23 protein-coding genes are annotated in these 23656 nt (G+C 41.8%); 12 read left to right on the top strand and 11 right to left on the bottom strand.

Annotated elements, in window-relative coordinates:
• The 7 genes from lptB to rnk all read left to right on the top strand — a co-directional run bounded on the left by lptB (window position 1) and on the right by rnk (window position 4988).
• Window positions 1-726, top strand: coding sequence for an LPS export ABC transporter ATP-binding protein (lptB, locus tag AACU95_RS11045; protein WP_004245304.1), 726 nt, complete (start codon window positions 1-3; stop codon window positions 724-726).
• 59 nt (window positions 727-785) lie between these two features.
• Window positions 786-2261 carry an RNA polymerase factor sigma-54 gene (gene rpoN, locus AACU95_RS11040; RefSeq protein WP_004245305.1) on the top strand — a complete coding sequence of 492 codons (1476 nt, stop codon included), beginning with the start codon at window positions 786-788 and terminating at the stop codon, window positions 2259-2261.
• Between the two features lie 23 nt (window positions 2262-2284).
• Window positions 2285-2572 carry a ribosome hibernation promoting factor gene (gene hpf, locus AACU95_RS11035; RefSeq protein WP_004248916.1) on the top strand — a complete coding sequence of 96 codons (288 nt, stop codon included), beginning with the start codon at window positions 2285-2287 and terminating at the stop codon, window positions 2570-2572.
• A 155-nt stretch (window positions 2573-2727) separates the two neighbouring features.
• A complete protein-coding gene (gene ptsN, locus AACU95_RS11030; protein WP_004245307.1) occupies window positions 2728-3195 on the top strand; it encodes a PTS IIA-like nitrogen regulatory protein PtsN in 468 nt (155 codons plus the stop codon).
• 84 nt (window positions 3196-3279) lie between these two features.
• Complete coding sequence (rapZ, locus tag AACU95_RS11025) at window positions 3280-4134, top strand: RNase adapter RapZ (protein WP_004245308.1); 855 nt, start codon at window positions 3280-3282, stop codon at window positions 4132-4134.
• Window positions 4131-4403 (top strand): PTS phosphocarrier protein NPr, encoded by a 273-nt coding sequence (npr, locus tag AACU95_RS11020; protein ID WP_004245309.1) that lies wholly within the window; start codon window positions 4131-4133, stop codon window positions 4401-4403. The genes rapZ and npr overlap by 4 nt, the downstream gene beginning before the upstream one ends.
• Before the next feature lie 174 nt (window positions 4404-4577).
• On the top strand, window positions 4578-4988 hold the full coding sequence (gene rnk / locus AACU95_RS11015) for a nucleoside diphosphate kinase regulator (protein ID WP_004245312.1): 411 nt from the start codon (window positions 4578-4580) through the stop codon (window positions 4986-4988).
• A 105-nt stretch (window positions 4989-5093) separates the two neighbouring features.
• Here rnk and pmbA read toward each other — a convergent pair whose 3' ends face one another.
• Window positions 5094-6422 (bottom strand): metalloprotease PmbA, encoded by a 1329-nt coding sequence (gene pmbA, locus AACU95_RS11010; protein ID WP_004248914.1) that lies wholly within the window; start codon window positions 6420-6422, stop codon window positions 5094-5096.
• 186 nt (window positions 6423-6608) lie between these two features.
• On the opposite strand from pmbA, the gene yjgA reads away from it, so the two are divergent.
• A complete protein-coding gene (yjgA, locus tag AACU95_RS11005) occupies window positions 6609-7169 on the top strand; it encodes a ribosome biogenesis factor YjgA (protein ID WP_004248913.1) in 561 nt (186 codons plus the stop codon).
• A gap of 90 nt (window positions 7170-7259) precedes the next feature.
• On the opposite strand, the gene AACU95_RS11000 is transcribed toward yjgA, so the two are convergent.
• From AACU95_RS11000 to mreB, 10 genes are all read right to left on the bottom strand, one after another.
• Window positions 7260-7541 (bottom strand): barstar family protein, encoded by a 282-nt coding sequence (locus AACU95_RS11000; protein ID WP_012368832.1) that lies wholly within the window; start codon window positions 7539-7541, stop codon window positions 7260-7262.
• Complete coding sequence (locus AACU95_RS10995) at window positions 7541-8047, bottom strand: ribonuclease (RefSeq protein ID WP_012368831.1); 507 nt, start codon at window positions 8045-8047, stop codon at window positions 7541-7543. The genes AACU95_RS11000 and AACU95_RS10995 overlap by 1 nt, the downstream gene beginning before the upstream one ends.
• A gap of 93 nt (window positions 8048-8140) precedes the next feature.
• Complete coding sequence (gene tldD, locus AACU95_RS10990; RefSeq protein WP_161737061.1) at window positions 8141-9586, bottom strand: metalloprotease TldD; 1446 nt, start codon at window positions 9584-9586, stop codon at window positions 8141-8143.
• Window positions 9583-10443, bottom strand: coding sequence for a deaminated glutathione amidase (nit1, locus tag AACU95_RS10985; protein ID WP_004245324.1), 861 nt, complete (start codon window positions 10441-10443; stop codon window positions 9583-9585). Before nit1 ends, tldD begins: the two co-directional genes overlap by 4 nt.
• Complete coding sequence (yhdP, locus tag AACU95_RS10980; protein WP_141191980.1) at window positions 10440-14243, bottom strand: AsmA2 domain-containing protein YhdP; 3804 nt, start codon at window positions 14241-14243, stop codon at window positions 10440-10442. Before yhdP ends, nit1 begins: the two co-directional genes overlap by 4 nt.
• A 44-nt stretch (window positions 14244-14287) precedes the next feature.
• Window positions 14288-15757 carry a ribonuclease G gene (gene rng, locus AACU95_RS10975; RefSeq protein WP_004245326.1) on the bottom strand — a complete coding sequence of 490 codons (1470 nt, stop codon included), beginning with the start codon at window positions 15755-15757 and terminating at the stop codon, window positions 14288-14290.
• The gene (locus AACU95_RS10970; protein ID WP_004248907.1) at window positions 15754-16341 is read right to left on the bottom strand and encodes a Maf family protein; all 588 of its coding nucleotides are present in this window, start codon (window positions 16339-16341) and stop codon (window positions 15754-15756) included. Before AACU95_RS10970 ends, rng begins: the two co-directional genes overlap by 4 nt.
• Window positions 16342-16392: 51 nt before the next feature.
• On the bottom strand, window positions 16393-16881 hold the full coding sequence (gene mreD, locus AACU95_RS10965) for a rod shape-determining protein MreD (protein ID WP_026164602.1): 489 nt from the start codon (window positions 16879-16881) through the stop codon (window positions 16393-16395).
• A gap of 5 nt (window positions 16882-16886) precedes the next feature.
• Window positions 16887-17933 (bottom strand): rod shape-determining protein MreC, encoded by a 1047-nt coding sequence (gene mreC / locus AACU95_RS10960; protein WP_004245329.1) that lies wholly within the window; start codon window positions 17931-17933, stop codon window positions 16887-16889.
• A gap of 101 nt (window positions 17934-18034) precedes the next feature.
• On the bottom strand, window positions 18035-19078 hold the full coding sequence (gene mreB, locus AACU95_RS10955) for a rod shape-determining protein MreB (RefSeq protein ID WP_004245330.1): 1044 nt from the start codon (window positions 19076-19078) through the stop codon (window positions 18035-18037).
• 686 nt (window positions 19079-19764) lie between these two features.
• Here mreB and acuI point away from each other — a divergent pair.
• From acuI to accC, 4 genes are all read left to right on the top strand, one after another.
• Window positions 19765-20739 carry an acrylyl-CoA reductase (NADPH) gene (acuI, locus tag AACU95_RS10950; protein WP_012368829.1) on the top strand — a complete coding sequence of 325 codons (975 nt, stop codon included), beginning with the start codon at window positions 19765-19767 and terminating at the stop codon, window positions 20737-20739.
• Between the two features lie 433 nt (window positions 20740-21172).
• A complete protein-coding gene (aroQ, locus tag AACU95_RS10945) occupies window positions 21173-21616 on the top strand; it encodes a type II 3-dehydroquinate dehydratase (RefSeq protein WP_004245332.1) in 444 nt (147 codons plus the stop codon).
• A 32-nt stretch (window positions 21617-21648) separates the two neighbouring features.
• Window positions 21649-22119, top strand: a complete 471-nt coding sequence (gene accB, locus AACU95_RS10940; RefSeq protein WP_004245333.1) for an acetyl-CoA carboxylase biotin carboxyl carrier protein — start codon at window positions 21649-21651, stop codon at window positions 22117-22119.
• A gap of 12 nt (window positions 22120-22131) precedes the next feature.
• Entirely contained in the window at window positions 22132-23481 is a 1350-nt protein-coding gene (accC, locus tag AACU95_RS10935) for an acetyl-CoA carboxylase biotin carboxylase subunit (RefSeq protein WP_004245336.1), read from the top strand.
• Window positions 23482-23656 lie beyond the last annotated feature (175 nt).

Here is a 23656-nt window from a genome sequence, read left to right as displayed (position 1 = left end):
ATGGCGCTGTTAAAAGCTGAAAATTTAGCAAAAGCATACAAAGGGCGCACCGTTGTCGGTGATGTGAGCCTCAATGTTAACTCCGGTGAGATTGTTGGCTTACTTGGCCCTAACGGTGCGGGGAAAACCACCACCTTTTATATGGTGGTAGGTATTGTCGCCCGTGATGCGGGTAGCATTACTATCGACGATGAAGATATTACCTTACTCCCGTTACATGAGCGTGCGCGTAAGGGTATTGGTTATTTGCCACAAGAAGCCTCTATTTTTAGACGCTTAAGCGTTTATGACAATATCATGGGAATTTTAGAAATACGCCATGATTTAACGGCCGAACAACGAAAAGATCGTGCAGAAGAGCTACTTGAAGAGTTTAATGTCAGTCACTTACGTAATAGTTTAGGGCAATCTTTATCAGGGGGTGAACGCCGTCGTGTAGAGATAGCACGGGCGCTAGCGGCAAATCCTAAATTTATTTTATTGGATGAGCCTTTTGCCGGTGTTGACCCTATTTCCGTTTTAGATATTAAGAAAATTATCCAACATCTACGCGATTATGGCTTGGGCGTATTAATTACCGACCATAATGTACGCGAAACCTTAGATGTGTGTGAACGTGCTTATATCGTCAGTCAAGGACACCTTATTGCCCATGGTTCACCAGAAGAAATTTTGGCAAATGAGCAAGTTAAACGTGTTTACTTAGGTGAAGGCTTCCGCCTGTGATCTGAGTGACACTTTTATTTCGTCACGGATGACAACATAAGAGGATCCATCGCATCACTATGAAACAAAGTCTGCAACTTCGTCTTAGTCAGCAATTGGCCATGACGCCACAGCTCCAACAGGCTATTCGTTTGTTGCAACTTTCTACGCTTGAATTACAACAAGAAATTCAACAAGCCCTTGAATCTAACCCATTGCTTGAACAAGAAGACGATCAAGCGGATGTAACGCATTCTGATAGCTCATTAACACAAGAGAGTGATGATAGTACACCAGACAATGAGCGTGATAATGAGGTGTTAGATACCCTAGATGCACTAGAGCAAAAGGAGATGCCTGACGATCTTCCTCTCGATACCCAATGGGAAGAAATTTACACCGCAGGCACCCCTTCAGGCACCAGTAATGATTATGCGGCTGATGAATTACCACTCTATCAAGGTGAAACCACGGCTTCACTGCAAGATTACCTTACTTGGCAAGCTGACCTAACACCTTTTACTGATACTGATCGTGCTATCGCGACAAGCATTATTGATGCTGTCGATGAAACAGGATATTTAACAGTTTCAACAGATGACATTCTTGCCGGAATGGGTGATGATGAGTTAGAGCTTGATGAGATTGAAGCGGTATTAAAGCGTATTCAACGCTTTGATCCCGTAGGTGTCGCAGCCAGAGACTTAAAAGAGTGTCTGTTAATTCAATTGTCGACATTTCCAACTAATACACCTTATTTGAAAGAGACTCAACTTGTTATTGAGCACTATTTAGCGTTATTAGGTAATCGTGATTTTCGCCAATTAATGCGTCACACTAAGCTACGTGAAGAGACATTAAAAGTAGTAATTGAGACCATTCAATCTCTTGATCCAAAACCGGGTTTAAGTATTGATACAGAGGAATCACAGTATGTTATTCCTGATGTACTGGTAAAAAAATCAGGAGAACACTGGCAAGTTGAGTTAAATACGGATAGCATTCCCCGCCTACGCATAAATGAGACTTATGCAGCGCTTGGGCAATCAGCTCAAAACGAAAGCGATGGGAAATTTATTCGTGACAATTTACAAGAGGCTAAATGGCTGATAAAAAGCTTAGAAAGCCGTAATGAGACATTATTAAAAGTCGCTCATTGCATTGTTGACACACAGCAGGCGTTTTTCGAATTCGGTGAAGAGCATATGAAACCCCTTGTTTTGGCCGATATTGCAGAACAGGTTGAGATGCACGAGTCCACCATTTCTCGCGTTACAACGCAAAAATATTTGCATTGTCCTCGGGGAATTTTCGAATTGAAGTATTTTTTCTCAAGCCACGTAAATACTGATAACGGAGGTGAAGCCTCTTCAACAGCAATTCGGGCTTTAGTGAAGAAACTAATCGCAGCAGAAAACCCAGCGAAACCACTAAGTGATAGTAAACTGGCAAATATGCTCGCCGAGCTTGGTATACAGGTTGCTCGACGAACTGTTGCGAAATATAGAGAGTCATTATCCATCCCGCCTTCAAATCAACGTAAAGAGTTGGTTTGAGCATAATTGAGAAGGAAGACACTATGGAACTTCAAATCACTGGTCATAATATTGAATTAACTGATGCTCTGCGTGATACCGTCAAAGCAAAAAGCGCTAAATTACCTCAGTTCTTTGACAAAATTAATAACGTCCAAGTTATCCTCAAAGTCGAAAAAGTGACTAAAATTGCGGAAGCGACGATTCAAGTAAATGGCGGTGAATTACATGCCTCTGCGGAAGCAGAAGATATGTACGCAGCAATTGATGGATTAATGGATAAACTGGCTCGTCAATTAACCAAACACAAAGATAAACTGAGACAACATTAATTCATTTCCCATTGTAAAATGGGAATACAATCGGCGATGTTAGGGTGTTATTGATGTCGCGTTTGTTCAATTAAAAACAGCGCCTAAATAATCCGCTAACAAAAACCAGATGTCACTCTGTGGCATCTGGTTTGCTGGTCTAAGTGAATAAGACAATGAACAACGATACAAAGATGAATATTAGCGACGTACTTACTCTGGCATGTACACATAACAATGTGCATTGCACAAGTAAAAAACGCGCGTTAGAAATTATCAGTGAGAATGCAGCTCAAGCACTGAATTTACCAGAGACACTGATTTTTGAGGCTTTATTAACGCGTGAAAAAGTCGGTACAACAGGGATTGGGGGTGGATTGGCTATCCCTCATGGGCGTATTGAAAGTGATGAAACTGAAAAAGTTGTTGGTGTGTTTCTTCACCTAAGCGAGCCTATTGCCTTCGACGCTATTGATAATCAACCTGTCGATTTGTTGTTTGCATTACTCGTTCCTGCAACACAATGTAAGGAACATTTACACACACTGTCTTTGATTGCAAAACAGTTGGCTGACAAAAATTTATGTCGCCGACTACGCTCCGCACAAAGTGATGAAGAGCTTTATCAGATTATCACAGAATAAACCTAATGGGTTTGGGTTTATCAGGACGCGAATAGCATACAGTGGAATGATATTCATCACTGGGAAATTAAGGGGAGCTACCTCATGGTGCTGATGATAGTCAGCGGACGCTCTGGTTCAGGTAAGTCAGTCGCTTTGCGTGCGCTTGAGGACATGGGATTTTATTGCGTTGATAACTTACCTGTCGATCTGTTACCGGAGCTTGCGAAAACACTGGCTGAGCGTGATGCTGCCGCTGCCGCAGTCAGTATTGACGTACGTAATATGCCAGAATCACCGGAGATTTTCGAAAAGGCGCTGGAAAGTTTACCCGCGGAATATTCTCCACAACTGTTATTTTTAGATGCTGATAGAAATACGCTGATCCGCCGTTATAGTGATACTCGACGCCTACACCCTCTTTCAACGAAAAACCTCTCGCTAGAAATGGCGATTGATACAGAGAGTGATCTACTCGAACCTTTACGATCACGGGCTGATCTGATTATTGATACCTCAGAGATGTCAGTGCATGAATTAGCCGAAATGCTACGTACTCGCTTACTCGGTAAACGTGAACGCGAATTGACCATGGTATTTGAGTCTTTCGGTTTTAAACATGGTATTCCTATCGATGCTGATTATGTCTTTGATGTACGATTTTTACCTAATCCCCACTGGGATCCCAAATTACGCCCAATGACGGGGTTAGATCGTCCAGTCGCAGCCTTCCTCGATCGCCATACCGAAGTGCATAACTTTATTTATCAAACAAGAAGTTATCTAGAACTTTGGCTACCGATGTTAGAGACGAATAATCGTAGTTACCTAACTGTTGCTATTGGTTGTACTGGCGGCAAACATCGTTCTGTTTACGTGGCTGAACAACTGGCTGACTATTTCCGCTCTAGAGGGAAAAACGTACAATCACGCCATAGAACACTTGAAAAGCGCAAATGACCCAATATCGACGCGTAGCGATAAAAAACCGTTTAGGCATGCATGCAAGGCCTGCCATGAAATTGTTTGATTTGGTCAATACATTTCAATCAACGGTGACGTTACGTAACCATGAGGGCGTTGAGGCGCAAGCAGATAGTGTGATTGCGATGTTGATGTTAGATTCCGAACAAGGCAGTCACATCGATATAGAAGCCAGTGGCTGTGATGAAAAAGAAGCGATTGATGCGATTATTGCATTATTTGAATCAGGGTTTGATGAAGATTAATTCTAATTAAAAACAATAGATTAGCATTTCTTAACAAAAATCCCAGAAAGAGACTGTGATCACTGCCTCTTTCTTTTTGCTACAGAACCGCCTATTATCTTACATAGAGTTTAACAACACCCCCACCTAATCCGTGGGGGTGTTGTTTTGCATTGGAACAAATTGGAGTGTGGTATGACAAAGCCAACAATTATCATCAATGAACTTGATGCAGAACGTTTAGATTCATTACTAGAGCAACCTGCCTTTGCAGACAGCCCAATTGCAGAAGCTTTAAATGAAGAGTTAGATCGTGCTGACATTGTTACACCAGCTGATATCCCTGCTAACATCGTCACCATGAACAGCAAAGTCCGCTTTATGGACTTAAAAAATAATGAAGAGCGTATTCGTACTTTAGTTTACCCTGCTTCATTAAAAGATAGTGCGACTGAATTATCAGTCATGGCGCCAATGGGGGCTGCACTATTAGGTTTAGCTATCAATGATGAGATCAGTTGGCAGCTTCCTAATGGCCTTGAAACTAAGGTCAAAGTATTAGAAATTCTCTACCAACCTGAAGCTGCTGGTGAATTACACCGTTAAGCAATGCTGAAGGTTCGCGTGTTATTTTTTATCTTATTAACGCAATAAAATACAAGTAAGCGCGATATCTCAGCCCACTTATGGGCTGAGATTAAAGGTAAGGTGCTACTGACCTGCGATACTCATTTCTGGTAATAGTAGCGATCCACACTGAATATTACTGCGGGTTTCAATATCATCACCTATTGTGGCAATATTCGCCCACATCTCTTTCAAGTTACCGGCAATAGTCACTTCACTCACTGGATACTGAATTTCACCATTTTCGACCCAGAAACCGCTCGCACCACGGGAATAATCCCCCGTCACAGTGCTAACCCCTTGTCCCATTAATTCAGTGACCACAAGCCCTGTGCCCATTTCTTTTAACAACTCATCAAAGGAGAGACCTTGCCCTGGGATACGCCAGTTATGAATGCCCCCCGCATGTCCATTGCTTTTTAACCCTAATTTTCTTGCGGAATAGCTAGTAAGGAGCCACTCTTGCAGTACCCCATCTTTAATAATATCTGCATCTGATGTGCGTACCCCTTCACTATCAAAAGGCGTTGATGCTAATCCCCCCACAATATGTGGACGCTCTTGAATATTTAACCATTGAGGGAAAATCTGTTTTCCTAAGCTATCTAACAAACAAGATGACTCACGGTAGATCATGCTACCACTGATGGCTGCCACTAAATGACCGAAGATCCCCGTTGCTACTTCCGCTGAGAAAAGAACAGGCGCTTTCATGGTGGATAATTTACGGGGAGCTAGACGAGATAAGGTACGGCGTGCACACTCTTGTCCTACCCATTCAGGAGATTGTAACGCCTCAAAACGGCGACTAATGGTATAGGCATAATCGCGCTCCATATCCTCACCCTCACGAGCGATAACGCAACTCGACATTGAATAACGAGATGAAGAGTAGCTTTTTAATAAACCAAGGCTGTTACCAAAGACACGAGTTCCACTATGACTATTAAAGCTTCCTCCTTCGGTATTGACGATACGGCTATCACTGTCTAATGCAGCTTGCTCCGCTCGAGACGCCAGCTCAATCGCTTTATCTGCTGTTATGTCTGTTGGGTGGTAGAGATCAAGAAAAGGGGCATCGAAGGCTAACAGGGCTTTATCAGCAGGCCCTGCATAAGGATCAACAGAAGTGTAGCGCGCAATATCTACTGCCGCTTGTACTGCACGTTTAATCGCATCAGGACTTAAATCTGTAGAAGATGCACTCCCTTTACGTTGTTGCTGATAGACGGTGATCCCTAATGCACCATCACTATTAAATTCAACATTTTCTACTTCACCATAGCGTGTACTAACGCTTATGCCTGTTGATTTATTAATTGCAACTTCTGCACCGTCACACTGTTTTGCGGCGATCTCCAGTGCAAGAGAAACTGCCTCTTCCAGCTGTTTTACCTGATCTGTATTATTCATTGAGAACCATTTTCCTAAGGAGAACATCACTTTTTACTTATTTTTGCTAAAGTAAATCAATTGACAGGTGGTCAACAAGCGATTTTCCCAGTTACAATAGAAGATATATGAATGTTATCACCCGTCGGGCTTTTGGTCATTCACCAAATCACACTCCCGGCTTACTCTGCAACAGGAATTTTTATTATGGCAAAGCAGCCAGAAGAGTGGCACTACCTCAATCCTGAATTTGACAATACACCGTTAGAAGAGGAAGAAGAGGAAGAGATCATTTGGGTCAGCAAAAGTGAAATTAAACGTGATGCTGAAGCGTTAAAGAAATTAGGCACCGAACTTGTTGAGTTAAGTGCTCAAGAGCTTGAACGTGTTCCTCTTGATGAAAAACTACTCGCTTCAATTAAATTGGCGCAAAAGGTACAACGCGAAGCGCGTCGTCGCCAAATTCAATATATCGGTAAGTTACTCCGTAATGTTGATGAAGAGCCGATCCGCCAAGCACTAGATAAACTAAAAAATCGCCATAATCAGCAAATTTTAGTGTTACATAAACTAGAAGATCTGCGTACACGTCTGATTGACGGTGGTAATGAAGTGATTGAGGAAGTGGTAGCGCTTTATCCTATGGCCGATCGCCAGCAATTACGCACACTTATTCGTAATGCTAAAAAAGAGAAAGAAGCCAATAAACCGCCAAAATCATTCCGCTTATTGTTTCAATATCTAAAAGATCTCTCAGAGTCAGCTTAACGACTGATGCTCCTGAAAACGCAGTGCTAAATCATGATATCACTGCGGTTTTCAGGATACCTTGTAATACTTATGGGCTTTCAGCTAACTCTACTTAGCTTTTTTATGTTCACAATGAAAGCGAAATAGGTCTTTACCCAGCGTCTCTTGCGCTTCTTGCATTATCTCAATAATGGGCTGGAAGGTGCGGGAATGATGCGGTGCATGTCTGAAAACAATATTAACAGGCAATTCAATTTCTCCTGTTAATACATCCCATAACGCATCAAGATTATTACCAAATGCTTCATCCAATTGAAATTGCTGAGCAAACTGATGATAAAAAGCATCTCGATCCGCCAATGTGCTGAAATCAAAAATAATCTGTTTCATTAAGGTGCAACTCTTTGCATGGTACGGTAATGATCGGTGGTTAAATAAATTAATCCATCATTAGAATATAGCAGGCGATCGCTACCACGATGTCCACATTGATAATTGACATCTGCTTCAAACCATTGACGCCCTGCTTCTTCAGGTAACTGTTTTTCACGGTTCATAAAGCGATCACCACCAATCGCCCGTCCTGGTAAAACGTCACATAAATTGCCCGCTTTCGCATTCCAACCTTTAGCTCGAGCCTCTTTTTTGCTGATATAAAAATCAGGTAAGCGAGCGTGTTGTTGCAAATAATCAGCCACTTTATTGGCTTGTGTCTTTTCATCAATTGCTAAAGGACGTTGAGACTCAGGCTGACTGATTGAACTCTTTGACGATGTAGATGTTGTTGATGTAGGAGGCGCTGTTGCTGGTATCTGCGTTTCAGGTACTAATCCTTTATACAGAACAAAAAATAAAACAGCCACAACAATAAGAACAGGGAATAGACGTTTGCCCATAAATAGCTCCATTTACTCACTTAAATAGAAACTCCATCATAGCGATGGAGTTTTATTGGGGTAATTTGTATAAATAGATAACAATAACAACTGTTAAGCAGTACCACCAACGGTTAACTTATCCAATTTCAGTGTCGGTTGCCCAACCCCTACTGGTAAGCTTTGCCCCTCTTTGCCACACACCCCGACACCTTTATCTAATGCGAGATCATTACCCACCATAGAAACTTGTTGCATCGCTTCAATACCTGAACCTATCAAGGTTGCGCCTTTAATTGGTTTAGTAATTTTACCCTTTTCAATTAAATAGGCTTCTGAAGTTGAGAAAACAAACTTACCGGAGGTAATATCAACTTGCCCACCACCAAAGTTTGGCGCATAAATACCGCGATCGACACTGACGATGATCTCTTCAGGAGAAGATTTACCCGCAAGCATATAGGTGTTGGTCATACGTGGCATTGGCAAATGTGCATAGGATTCACGACGCCCATTGCCCGTCGGTTTTACCCCCATTAAACGCGCATTCATCTTATCTTGCATATAGCCTTTTAAGATGCCATTTTCGATTAATACGTTGTATTGGCCTGGTACGCCTTCATCATCAATCGCCACGGAGCCTCGTCGGCCTTCAATTGAACCATCATCCACGATAGTACATAACTCAGAAGTCACCTTATCGCCAATACGCCCAGAGAATACCGATGTTTGACGACGATTAAAATCACCTTCTAAACCATGTCCAACAGCTTCATGTAATAAAACACCGGGCCATCCGGCGCCTAAAACCACAGGCATTGTACCTGCCGGTGCAGCAATAGCCGATAAATTAACTAATGCCATGCGTACCGCTTCACGGGCATAAGTCGCTGCATGGGTTTCGCCATTTTCTTTAGTCAGAAAATAATCATAACCAAAACGACCACCGCCACCACTTGAACCACGTTCACGTTTACCGTCATCTTCGACCAGTACGCTTACTGAAAGACGTACAAGAGGACGCACATCCGCCGCTAAAGTACCATCCGTTGCAGCAACTAACACATGCTCATACACTCCCGTTAATGAGGCATTGACTTGTTTAACACGTTTATCTTCAGCCCGTGCCACACGATCAACGTCATGTAATAGTGCTATTTTTTCTTCACGAGACAAACTTTGTAATGGATCATTTAGGTTGTATAACGGAGTATGTTGAATAGCACCCAGTGTATGGATCTGCCCATTGCCTTGTGCTTGCACAATACTACGCGCAGCATGAGCACTTTGGTTAAGTGCGTTGAGTGTTAATTGGTCTGCATAAGCAAAACCTGTTTTTTCACCATAAATCGCTCTAACGCCAACCCCTTGGTCAATATTGTAAGAGCCATCTTTAATTATCTGATCATCTAATATCCATGCTTCGTGGTAGCTTGATTGAAAATAAAGATCACCATAATCAATTTGACGCTGTGCAAGCTGCTCTAGTGTCGATGCTAAATCATCTAAACTCAGGTTGTTCGCTTCCAACAGACTTTCGCTGACAACAGCTAAACTCATAATTCTTTTTTATCCTTAACTTTTTTTATTAAGTGTGTCAGTTTCGGGCGAAAGCGATTATGTTTCACAACCCGTATCTGTTCACGCATACCTTCTAAACTATCGACTCGAATATTGAGCGTTAGGGCACTGACCGCATCAGGGTTCTTTTTCAATACTTTCCCCCAACCATCCACTGCCATTGTATGACCCCATGTGCGACGAGCATCATGGGTACCGACTTGAGCCGGTGCCAAAATAATACACTGATTTTCAATAGCCCGCGCGCGTAACAATGGCTCCCAGTGCGCTTTACCCGTTAAACGAGTAAAGGCTGCCGGTACAGAAATAATTTCAGCACCTTTTTCTCTTAATGCTTGGAAAAGACCGGGAAAACGTAAATCATAACAAATCGTTAAACCTAATTTACCCACAGGTGTATCCACTACAGTCAAGCGTTCACCACGTTGATAAATGGCTGATTCATTATATTCGCCTTGTTCATCATCAATGTTCACATCAAACATATGAATTTTGTCATAACGAGCGCGGATCACCCCTTCATCATCAAAAACTAAACTACTACTGGTGATCTGCTCAGGAGAATCTCGGCTAATCAATGGCATTGAACCCACTAAGATCCACACCTTATAGCGCTGCGCCATATTAGCAATCGCATCTTGTAATGGCCCTTTCCCCTGAATTTCAGCATGTTTATGATAATCTTTTGCGCTGGAGAAAAGTAATGCATTTTCAGGCGTTAATACAAGCTTGACTGAATCGGGGAGTTGCTTAATCTGTTGCTCTATTTGCGCCAGATTATTTTTTATATTTTTTCCGCTACAAAGCTGCAAAAGTGCGACATTAACTTTTTTCATAACGCCTGATCCTCCTTAAGTTGACGCAGTACTTCGTCAATCTTGGGTTGTTCTACCGTTCCGGTAACATGATAACGTATAACTGAAATCTTACTCCAAAGTGGCCCCAGTACTTTTGAAGCTGCAAATACAGCAGCACCAGCGATGGGGTTAATAGCAAATGCGGTAGCAACGCCTACTGTAGCTGATATTTCAGGAGTTACCACTACTTGTAAGTCCATTTTACGCGCCAACAGATCCACTTGACCTTTTATAGCAATATCGGCAATAACACCATCTACAGCAACGCTTTTCGCGTTTAAAACACCTTGTTTAACCGTCAAATCACCTTTAATGGAATCATACTCAAAATTATCACTAAAAGTATCTCTAAAGTCGAATTGCAACTTACGTAACAGGGCATCAAAACTGACTAGACGTAATAATTTTCCCGCTTGCCCAACATCCACCTTTTCAATACGCCCTTTTCCAAGAGAAGCATTCACTTCACCATTGAGTGTTTTTAGATCAAAATTCCAAGGGGTATTGTGCCACTGCAGTGAGAAATCTGCCGTAAGTGGTGACTGAACAATCGGAATGATATAACCAAAGTAAGCCGCCATTTCATCGACTTCCGGTGCCGTTAGTTTACCTGCCAACTTAGTGATACTGTTGCCTAAACTATCTTCTGACCACACACCACTCACAGATAGCTCGCCACTGCTATTTTTAAGCTTACCTGCAGTTAACAATAATGCTCCGTCACGAGGCTGTATTGCACCTTCAATATTCCCTAGTAATAATCCATTCACCCAACACTCTTGGCAGGCGAAATTGATAGCAGGAATATCTTTAAGTGAAAATTGAACTGCTTTTTTGGCATCAGGCACATTTGCCATTTTTAAGGATTTATTTTCTTCTGTTGGGCTAGCGCCATTAAAATAGAGATAGGTAATATTCACCTGCCAAGGTTGTGCCGTATTGGGTACAAATAAGTCACCTCGTAACTCACTCCCTGAGAAGGATAATTTTACGCCATCATCAGCACGCATAATTTCTGTTTGTGGCGCAATCCATTGCTGACCAGCAAAATTAAGTTCAGGCAAACTAATATGAATATTGGTAGGGAAACGTATTGCGTTTTCAGAAGGGGCTAATGATGAAAAAGCCATTAAAGTAGGTAGCCATTTATCGCCTTGCAATCCCTGCAATGTAATAGTCAATCGTGATTGATCATTTAATTGAGGTAGTGTGAGCGAGGAAGAGACTAAATTACCTTGTAATAGACGTAATGGTTCACCTAACGCCCATTCACTATTTAATGACCACTGATCTTGTGCATCGGCACTAACGTTAAGTTTTTCACTATTCCCTTTTGCTGAAATCACAATGGGGGAAGCGTTTTTAAAATCATCGGTACTTGGCGCAGCTAACTGACTTTGTAGCGCATTCACTTGTCCGGTCAGATCCACTTGATAATTGACATCCGCTGTTTCTGGAATATTAACACTTACCGCGCCATGCCAAGGTAAAAAACCGCTTAATTTATGTTGTATATCATTAGGTAATCCCTTAATTTTCCCGATATCCCATTGTCCTTTTAGATCAACACCAACTTGATAAGCATCCCGTTGATCACCACCAGCAAAAGAAAATGTCAGAGGTTGACCAAACCAATTCGCGGTTAAAGTATCGCTCTCTAATTTATCATTATGGTAACGAAATTGTCCCGTAACACCTTCTAGGGTGGTATCCATAAAGGCTAATGTGACATCGTTATTGTTTAAGTTTACCTGACCAGAAGCGACCACCTGCTCGCCATCAAAAGGAATGTCGAGATGCAAACTCCCGTTAATTTTTCCAGCCACTTTTAGTATTTCAAGTGTATGACCAATCGTTGCCATTTGCGAAGCTAGAAAATACTCTTTTAAATCATCACCCGTGGCTTCAATATCTGCATCAATAACAATTTTTTCTTTGTTATAGTCCTCAATAATCGCCGTCAAGTTTTTAGCGGTGGCTTTACCAACCTGAACATTATCAGAGGACATCCATAAGCCGTTATTCTTAAAATTAAGATTAACATTAAGATCAAACAGTGCCGGCCATTCACTATCATATTTGAAGGTCGCCTGTTTTACTGGGGCATAGACTTGAAACCAACCATTATGTTGTTCAAAAGGGAAATCCCGCGGATCACCATGAAAAATAAACGTACCGTTTTTAACGTTTCCGGCAATAATCGCGTCAGAGAGATATTGTGTTAAATCTTTACCGACATATTTTTCAGGTAAATAGCGCCATGTCTCACCGGCATCGGTCACATTCACTCCCGAAAGAATAGACAGTTGTTGATGCTCTCCTTGTTTTTGATAACGAAAATCACCGGCAACCCAAGCGGAGGTGGCTTTTATATCAATTCCTTGACTCCATAACGACAGAGAATCTCCCTGATGCTGCCAGTAAACCGTACCAGTGCCTTTTTCTATATTAAGTGGCGCTTTAAAAAGCCCAGCAGTATCAATTTCACTGTTATTAAGTGCAAAATTAAGCGCTCCTTGCTGTAATGTGCCCTTTAAATGACCATTAAAATGTGCCACAGAAGGGATTTCTTGCCAGCGTTTCCAAGCAACATTTTGCCAACTGATATCAATGGCACTACGTTTAAAATCATCGGGGGCTAAATCAAGAGCAAATGAGTCGACCATGCCAGAAAATTGACGATACTGCCATTGACGCACGACATCAGGCGTTAAAAAAGAGAACAAAGGCAATAACGCAGATAACCGTTCTAATTCAATATTTTTAGCACGGATACGCCAAGCTTCATCCTGTTGTTTTTCTTTAGGTTGATAAAGTACCGCTAAATAACCATCTGGCCATTCATCACCATCCATCGTTATTTTTCGGGTATAAGGGATATCAGCAAGCCAGCCATTTTCTTGGCGTCTCATACGTAGAATTAAATCTTCTACCTTTAATACATGTGTGCGCCCTTCATTACGCCAATCCATTTCACCTTGATGGATTTGTAACTGGCTACCCGTGATCCGCCCATTGCTGATCTCTATCCAATTAGATAGGCTGGCTTTCGCTTCACCAAGACCACTGTTACTTTTAACCCATTGGCTTAACCAAGGGGAAATATCAACCTCATCAGCGGTGACAAACACCTGTCCTTTATCCAGTGCCCCCTGCTTTTTCGTATAGAGATCAAGACGTACTTTTAGTCCACCATAGTGATTTATTGGGGTATCTAAAGTAACTTCCCCTTGCGCGCGATGGCGGTTTTTCTGATTTAGCCACATTAATTCGGGAATATGGAGCGTGCTAGTGTCACCAGAAGGTGATAAAAACACGAAACGGCTATCAACCAATTTAAATCGGTCAAATTGTTTTAAGAAAATGGAAGAGATATCATCGGGTTCAGTGAAGGTAATATCACCATTTTGCCCAGTAAAAATAGGTTTTTTATAATTTACAGCTAACTGTTCAAAGGTTAATTCACGAAAATAGAGTTGAAAATGAAGCAGTGAACGCCAAACATCAAAAGAGAAAGTGATCTGTTCAGCACTCACTTCAACACTGTTATTATCAATATACAGCCCAGTAATTTGGATATCAGGGCCAAAGTTTTGCCATTCTCCTTTCACCTGTGTCATGGTGACTGGGCTATTGAACTGTTTAGATAAATAGGTTTCAATTTCAGGGCGATAATTATCTAAACGAGGCAGAAAATAACGAAATCCACTTAATACTACGGCGAAAATAATCAGGCAAAAAAGGGTTATCAATAATAAAGATTTAGACAGCCGCTTCATTTAGTCTCCTTTCTGCCATCATATTTATTAGCAAGGCGAATCCATTACATCATCACCACATCAAACTGCTCCTGACTATAGAGTAGCTCAGTTTGCACTTTGACTTGCTTCCCAACAAAAATTTCCACTTCGGCTAAAGCATGTGATTCATCACCTTTTAGTGCTTCCACAACAGCGGGGGCGGCATAAACCAAAAAGCGATCTGCGTCTATGGTTTTATGAACACGAACAATTTCTCGTAATATTTCATAACATACCGTTTCAACTGATTTTACTGTACCACGGCCTTGGCAAGTAGGACAGTCATCACAAAGTACATGCTCGAGACTTTCACGGGTTCGTTTACGTGTCATCTCAACCAAACCTAATTGTGAAAAACCATTGATGGTCGTTTTCACGCGATCTTTGCTCAATGCTTGTTCTAAGGAAGCTAATACTCTACGGCGATGATCTTCATTACTCATATCAATAAAATCAATAATGATAATGCCGCCTAAATTACGTAATCTCAGTTGCCGCGCTATCGCCTGACTCGCCTCAACATTGGTATTAAAAATCGTCTCTTCTAAATTACGATGACCAACAAAAGCGCCCGTATTGATATCAATCGTTGTCATTGCTTCGGTTTGGTCGATAATCAGATAGCCTCCTGATTTTAACTCGACCTTTCGCTCTAACGCGCGCTGAATTTCACTTTCAACCCCGTAGAGATCGAAAATAGGTTGATTACCTTGGTGTAATTCAAGTTTAGCGGTTAATTCAGGAATATATTCACCAATAAACTCCTGTAATTGATGATAAGTTAATTTAGAGTCAACCCGAATGCTATCTAATTCAGCCCCTGCAAAATCACGTAAAATACGTTGTGCTAAAGCGAGCTCACCATAAATTTGAATACGCGTTTTATTTCTTTTTTTACGCTCAATGATTTTATTCCATAGGCGCTTTAAAAAAGCAGCATCTTGTTTTATTTCATGTTCGCCGACACCTTCAGCGGCAGTGCGAATAATAAACCCGCCATTTTCATCACAATACTCTTCTACCAAGCGTTTTAAGCGCTCACGTTCTTCTTCACTTTCAATACGTTGTGAAACACCCACATGAGAAGCCCCCGGCATAAACACCAAGTAACGTGATGGTAATGTGATATCTGTTGTAAGACGTGCCCCTTTTGTACCTAGAGGATCTTTCACCACTTGTACAATCAAGTCCTGACCTTGATGTACAAGTTGCGCAATATCACGAACATTAAATTTTTTCTGCTCTTCACCCGCGATACATTCCGTGTGAGGCATAATATCAGAAGCATGTAAAAAAGCGGCTTTCTCAAGCCCAATGTCAATAAATGCAGCTTGCATCCCAGGTAATACACGACTTACCCGACCTTTGTAGATGTTTCCGACAAGACCTCGTTTGGCTTCTCTTTCAACGTGGATCTCTTGTAGTATGCCCCCGCTGATATAGGCCACTCGGGTTTCAGAGGGAGTCACATTCACTAATAGCTCTGCTGTCATGAAATCTCCTTATCATTCGCTAGAGACAAAAATTGAGCTATCAATGCTTCGGTTTCAACAAGCGGTAAGCCGACAACAGCATGATAGCTACCCTCAATCCGTTGTACAAAACGGCCTCCTTTTCCCTGAATACCGTAAGCGCCAGCTTTATCCATTGGCTCTCCCGTTTCAATATACGCACTAATTTCACTTTCTGTCATCTTTCTAAAAGTCACATCCGTGACAACTAATTGGCTTATTGTTCGGGTTTTATCTGAAATAGCAATCGCCGTCATCACTTGGTGGGTTGCACCTGAAAGATTACTTAGCATTTGTGCTGCATGCGCTTTATCTCGTGGTTTTTCCAGAATACGACCTGCTTGAACCACGATAGTATCAGAGCCTAATACCGGATAGTCATTTGTCGCTTGACGTACCCCCTCTTGAGATTTCTCCCTCGCCAAACGGATAACATAATCTTCTGGTGCTTCACCTTGTTGCCAAATTTCATCAATTGCCGGTGTAATGGTGCTAAATTGAACATCCAACAGTGACAGAAGCTCTCGCCTTCTGGGGGAACTCGATGCAAGGTAAAGAGTGATCACAATAATATCCTCATGACGGTGACACAAAAATACCGTCATGATCCAGAGAGGTTAATGAACTGAAAACTGGTGACGGACTTTGCGAAGCAAAAAATAAAGCCATGGCCAAAGAATACCACTGACTGGACTATTCCAGAATACTTGTGGGTGAAAAGTCACGGGAGAAAGCAAAAATTCTGCCCAAAATACAGTAAGATCAACCACACCAATCGCTAACATTACCACTAATGCCTGTTGCCATAACGCTAAGTTACAAAATAATTGATATTTAAAGGCGATAACATAACTTACTAGGGTATAAGCCAACGCATTTACGCCTAATGTTGTCCCTTGCACTAAATCCATGCTCATCCCAAGAACAAATGCTGTTCCAACGCTAATACGATGAGGTAATGACGTTATCCAATAAATCAGAAACAACACCGGCCAAATAGGGCGATAAACTTCTAGTTGCTCAGGCCAAGGCATAATTTGTAACACCAAAGCTATTAGAAACGAGAGCCAAATAATCCAACGCCCACGGCTACGATAAGGATTGATTGTCACTATCTACCTCGATTCGTATTAGGTTGAGGTTTATTGTTTTCCGTTGGTGGTACTGGTGCTATATCACTTGGGGTGGCGCTATTTTCCGTTGGCTCTTGTGACATAGAACGAGGCAGTGGTGGCCCCGCTTGTTCATAGTTAGGCAGTACCTGTGGCATTAATTGCATCAAACGTTCATTGGCAGCACGGTAAACCTCTGAAGGTAACGGTGGCGCTTGTTTCTTCTCTGAGGCGTTCCATAATAGCAACAGATAACGTAAACGTTGTAATTCAGCAGAAGGTCGCACATTAATCACCGAATAAGCACGTTGATTATCGACTTTTACCGAAGAAACAACCCCAACAGGATAACCTTCAGGAAAGCGTCCCCCTAATCCTGAGGTGACTAACACATCCCCTACACGAATATCGATATTCGCAGGTAGTGCCTCTAACAGTAGATCATCCGCACACCCAGCCCCTGAGGCAATAACGCGAATATCATTGCGTAATACTTGTACCGGTAATGCATGAGAGGTATCACAAATTAACAGTACTCGGCTGGTTAACTCACTTACGGCAATAACTTGTCCAACAACGCCTTTATCACTAATAACAGGCTGACCTTCATACACCCCATCATTAGTGCCTTTGTCTATCACCACTTGATCTCGATAAGGCGTACTATTACCAGACAACACTTGTGTTACCGTCATTTGCTCATTTTGACGTAAAGGTGAACCAAGTAATTCTCGTAAGCGGGCATTTTCTTGTTTAAATTGTTCCAGTAGCTGACTTTCACCACTGCGAACAAGAAGCTCTTTTCTTAGCGCTTGATTTTCAAATTGTAAACGTTCGCGAGTTGCAAAGGTTTCAGAGAGTTGATCAAGGAAACGACGAGGCCCATTTGCAAGAAAATAGAAAGGACTCACAGCAGTATCCAAATACTGACGGACTTTTGAAAAAGCACCTATGCGATTATCAGCAATTAACAACGATATCGCGATAATCACAGCGATTATTAATCTTAGTTGCAGGGAAGGCCCCCGACTAAAAATAGGCTTCATAAACTCTAAGATCACTCACACGGAGAAGTAAAAGAACAGGTGTTAATATTGTTATATTGTGATTAAGGGGGAATCCTTTCTCCCTTACTCGCACAATAATATTAATCTTCGCTAAATAGATCGCCACCGTGCATATCGATCATTTCTAATGCTTTACCACCACCACGAGCCACACAGGTAAGCGGATCTTCAGCCACAATAACAGGAATACCTGTTTCTTCCATTAATAAACGGTCTAAGTTACGTAACAGTGCCCCACCACCCGTTAAGACCATACCTCGTTCTGAAATATCAGAAGCAAGCTCTGGCGGACACTGTTCTAAGGCAACCATCACAGCACTTACAATACCTGTTAATGGCTCTTGTAAGGCTTCGAGGATCTCATTGGAATTTAAAGTAAAGCTACGTGGTACCCCTTCCGCTAAATTACGTCCACGTACTTCAATCTCATTTAATTCGTCTGAAGGATAAGCCGAGCCAATATCATGCTTAATACGCTCAGCGGTTGCTTCACCGATCAACGAACCGTAGTTACGACGTACATAGTTAATGATAGCTTCATCAAAACGGTCTCCCCCAATACGTACAGAAGAGGAATAAACCACACCATTTAATGAGATAACCGCAACTTCTGTAGTCCCACCACCAATATCAACGACCATTGAACCCGTCGCTTCAGATACCGGTAAACCTGCACCAATTGCAGCAGACATAGGTTCTTCAATTAAAAAGACTTCGCGAGCACCCGCACTAAGTGCCGACTCGCGGATAGCCCTACGCTCAACTTGTGTCGCACCAACAGGTACACACACTAATACACGAGGGCTTGGACGCATAAAGCTGTTGTTATGAACCTGTTTTATGAAGTGTTGAAGCATTTTTTCGGTTACATAAAAATCAGCAATAACACCGTCTTTCATTGGACGAATAGCTGCGATATTCCCAGGTGTACGCCCTAGCATCTGTTTGGCTTCATGCCCGACGGCTGCAACACTTTTTGATGTACCTGCGCGATCTTGGCGGATCGCAACTACAGAAGGTTCATCGAGAACAATACCTTGTCCTTTGACATAAATCAGGGTATTGGCGGTACCCAAGTCAATAGACAGATCGTTGGAAAACATGCCACGAAATTTTTTAAACATACGAAAGGATAATCCTGCAAGCCGGGACGGAAAAATCCGTCTACTCTACCAACCACAATAAGCAGCGACAAGGCGCGATCCGCTACTTAGTTAAAAGTGGACACGTGAATAATCATAAAGGCACAATATTCTACGTTACTTTTCCCAATTGGAGCAGAAAAAAACTGCATAAAAATGGGCTAATTAAAACGATTAACGCATAAATTCGATCCTACGTAAGATTTATTTGACTTAATCACAATACAAATCACGTAGATATCGACAAAGAAAAATCTTACTTGGTTGCCACACTGTGACACAAAAGTAAGGGTTCAAGTTCAAATAAAATTTATTCATTTAATTATTCACATCAGCAATATCTATTTTCGATAACATTTACCCCATCATTTGATGAAGATAGCGATCATCATACTCATCTTGATGGTGGCCAAAACAACCTATTAGCTTAATTTCAATAAACGAAGATAAATGTTATTTTTGGCCCAATCGTAAAATATTTTAAGTATCAACTCACAACAAAAATGTAAAACTCAGAATAATCTCTGCTTAAATGAACATAGAACCCATCGTTTATACACTAAAAAGCGTTAATTTGTCTCATTATTACACGAGATATTGTGCACAATCACAACGCTTGCTAAAAAATCACCTATCATGACAGAAACGGATAGCAATAAGAGGTCATCATGAAAGCATTATTAGTCGAACAACACAGCGATAAACTTAGCGCCGGCGTCCAACATATCGATGAATCACAACTCCCTATTCATGAGGTCATTGTTGATGTCCACTACTCGACACTAAACTACAAAGATGGCTTAGCCATAACAGGTAAAGGAAAAATTCTACGCCAATTTCCAATGGTTCCCGGTATCGATTTTTCAGGAGTGGTTCACCATACAGAAGATCCCCGCTTTCATATTGGACAACATGTGTTACTAACCGGTTGGGGGGTAGGTGAAAACCACTGGGGCGGTTTAGCACAAAAAGCGGGCGTTAAAGGTGATTGGTTAACGGCGCTGCCTGAAGGACTGTCGTTAAAAAATGCCATGATCATTGGTACAGCTGGTTTTACTGCCATGCTTTGTGTGATGGCGTTAGAACAAGGTGGCATAACACCCGATAGTGGTGAGATTTTGGTTACAGGTGCCAGCGGTGGTGTCGGTAGCACCGCAATTAGTTTATTAACCGCACTTGGCTATCAGGTTACCGCTCTCAGTGGCAGAGCCAGCAATCACGATTATTTACGTAAACTAGGTGCCGAGCATATTATCACCCGTGAAGCATTTGAGGCTGCGGGTAAAGCGTTAGATAAACAGCGTTGGGCAGGCGCTATTGATACTGTAGGTGGACAAATCCTTGCCAATATCTTGTCACAAACACATTACAATGGCACCGTTGCCGCCTGTGGATTAGCAGGAGGATATACGTTACCTACTACAGTCATGCCATTTATTTTACGCAATGTTCGTCTGCAAGGTATCGATTCCGTCTATTATCCAGCAGAAAAACGCGCTCAAGTATGGCAACGTTTACTGCAGCTATTGCCTGATACATTTTATCAGCAAACAGTAACCGAAATTACACTTGATGAGGTGCCACGCTATGCTCAGATGATAATGGATAATCAAGTAACAGGTAGAACCTTAGTTAAGTTGTAATTATTTATCATGATTTTGAGCTAATTTCTGGCATTAAACAGATTAATTTAATGCCAGATTATTGCGTTTTTAATATTAAGCCTGGTTAGCAATGTGATCTAGATCACATTTATAACATATATTATCGATCTAGCTCAAAGAAGCGTAGATTTCCTGTCACATCAATAAATAACGTCATGTTATGATTATTTTTTAAACTTCTGTTTATTTTACTTTCTTGGTTTTACAATCTTGTAAAAACTTTTAACTTTTCATCAAAATAATCCCATCTTTCCCTGATTAGACCAGTATTTTGCTGTTATCTTCTGTGAAATGTCTATAATGTCGGACTTTGTGATTTGTATCGTAACATTCGATACAATAAAAGATGACAAAACGAAAAGCACAGGTTATTTTGTCATTTCGTTGACGAATTGACGGAGATAGAAGCATAATGTCGGAAAATTTTCATATTTTGCTCCTGAATGGTCCGAACTTAAACCTGCTTGGCACTAGAGAGCCGGAAACTTACGGACACCTAACTCTGAATGATATTGTTCAAAGTTTGTCAGCGGATGCTCAAGCATTAAATGTGAAACTGACTCATTTTCAATCAAATGCTGAACATGAGCTAATAAATAAAATTCATGCGGCGCGGGGAAATGTTGATTATATTCTTATCAACCCTGCAGCATTTACGCACACCAGTGTTGCACTGCGTGATGCATTATTAGGGGTGAATATTCCATTTATTGAAATTCACCTATCCAATGTCTACAGTCGGGAACCTTTCCGTCACCACTCTTATCTTTCTGATATCGCAACTGGCGTAATCTGTGGATTAGGTGCTGAAGGGTATCGATTTGCTTTACAGGCAGCGGTCAACCGCTTGTCTTAATAAAAAACATCAAAAGAGTACGGAATCAACTCATGGATATTCGTAAAATTAAAAAACTGATCGAGCTAGTCGAAGAGTCTGGCATTTCTGAACTGGAAATTTCTGAAGGTGAAGAGTCAGTACGCATCAGTCGCAACTCTGGCGTTCAGGGTCAAATGGCTCCTCAGCAATATTTTGCGGCACCAGCAGCACCTCAACCTGCATTAGCAGCTGCTGTGGCACCTGTAGCACCAGAAACACCAGCGGCTACAGCAACGCAAGAAATTAGCGGCCATGTTGTTCGCTCACCAATGGTAGGTACCTTCTATCGTTCACCAAGTCCAGAAGCAAAAGTCTTTGTTGAAGTGGGTCAGCAAGTCAATGTTGGCGATACACTGTGTATCGTTGAAGCAATGAAAATGATGAACCAAATCGAATCTGATAAAGCGGGCGTTGTTAAATCTATCCTTTGCCAAGATGGCGATACTATTGAGTTTGACGATCCACTCTTTGTCATCGAATAACGAGGCAGGCCCATGCTAGAAAAAATCCTCATTGCCAACCGTGGTGAAATTGCACTGCGTATCCTAAGAGCTTGTAAGGAACTTGGGATCAAAGCAGTCGCCGTTCACTCCACGGCAGACCGTGATTTAAAACACGTTCTGCTGGCAGACGAGACTATCTGTATTGGTCCCGCTGCTTCAGCAAAAAGTTACTTAAATATTCCGGCAATTATTGCCGCGGCAGAGATAAGTGGCGCGCAAGCCATTCACCCAGGATATGGCTTCCTGTCTGAAAATGCCGATTTTGCCGAACAAGTTGAACGCTCAGGCTTTATTTTTATTGGCCCTAAAGCGGAAACCATTCGCCTAATGGGTGATAAAGTTTCCGCTATTGAAGCGATGAAAAAAGCCGGTGTTCCTTGTGTACCAGGTTCAGATGGCCCATTAGGTAACGATACAGCCAAAAATATCGAAATCGCCAAACGCATTGGTTACCCTGTTATCATCAAAGCATCAGGTGGTGGCGGTGGTCGCGGTATGCGTGTTGTTCGCTCAGAAAAAGACTTAGCGCAAGCAATCTCCATGACCCGTGCGGAAGCCAAAGCGGCATTTAGCAACGATATGGTCTATATGGAAAAATACCTTGAAAATCCACGCCACGTCGAAATTCAGGTGATGGCCGATGGACAAGGTAATGCTATCTATTTAGCTGAACGTGACTGCTCAATGCAACGTCGCCACCAAAAAGTGGTTGAAGAAGCACCAGCACCGGGTATTACCCCTGAGATCCGTAAAAATATCGGTGAACGCTGTGCAAATGCGTGTATTGAAATTGGCTACCGCGGTGCGGGTACGTTTGAATTCCTCTATGAAAATGGCGAATTCTACTTTATCGAAATGAATACCCGTATTCAGGTTGAACACCCTGTTACTGAGATGATCACCGGTGTTGACCTTATCAAAGAGCAACTGCGTATTGCATCAGGCTTACCATTATCGGTCACGCAAGATCAAATTCACGTTCATGGACATGCTATTGAGTGCCGTATCAACGCAGAAGATCCAAAAACCTTCTTGCCAAGCCCGGGAACCATCACTCGTTTCCACTCACCAGGCGGATTTGGTGTACGTTGGGAATCACATATTTACGCAGGTTACACCGTTCCACCACACTATGATTCAATGATTGGTAAATTGATCACTTACGGTGAAACACGTGAAATTGCGATTTCTCGTATGAAAAATGCGTTGGCAGAACTTATTATTGACGGCATTAAAACCAATATTGAGCTACACCAATTCATTATGAATGATGAGCAATTCCAAAAAGGTGGCACTAATATTCACTACCTAGAAAAACGCCTAGGTTTAACTGAAAATTAATCTTTTTAGCTTATTAGTAAAAGGCATAGTTTATCGACTATGCCTTTTTTATTCGACTAAATAGTCTATTAAATAACCAAATAAGTTCCTGCAGCACACTTAACCGCCAATCAATTCCTCATCATTTGATGCCACCAATAAGTTTATGATCAATTTTCACTGAATCACCTCTCAC

It is taken from the genome of Proteus sp. G4415, assembly GCF_963896075.1.
GTDB classification, from domain to species: domain Bacteria; phylum Pseudomonadota; class Gammaproteobacteria; order Enterobacterales; family Enterobacteriaceae; genus Proteus; species Proteus mirabilis.
Note: the sequence above shows the minus strand (reverse complement) of the source record. Positions and strands in the feature narration are given on the sequence as shown.